1 protein-coding gene is annotated in these 214 nt (G+C 82.2%); it reads right to left on the reverse strand.

Going from position 1 to position 214, the window contains the following annotated elements:
- A partial coding sequence (locus tag QWY29_RS20825) for a hypothetical protein (protein ID WP_300963112.1) occupies positions 1-214 on the reverse strand: 214 nt, incomplete at both ends.

Here is a 214-nt window from a genome sequence, read left to right on the forward strand (position 1 = left end):
CCGCGAGATCGTCGGCCAGCTCGGCCAGCGCCCGCTCCACCTCGGCCGGCAGGGCCGGACCCGCGTCCCCGACGACGACCCGCCCGCCCTGCAGGCGGGCCCCCTCGACCCGCGGCACCCCGGCCGCGACGACCGCGGGCGGCACGCCCAGGCGGTCGGCCAACGACGTCGCCGGCACGCCGCGGTCGAGGGGATGGGCGGCGTCGTGCGAGCG

This window comes from Nocardioides abyssi (genome assembly GCF_030412915.1).
GTDB lineage: Bacteria > Actinomycetota > Actinomycetes > Propionibacteriales > Nocardioidaceae > Nocardioides > Nocardioides abyssi.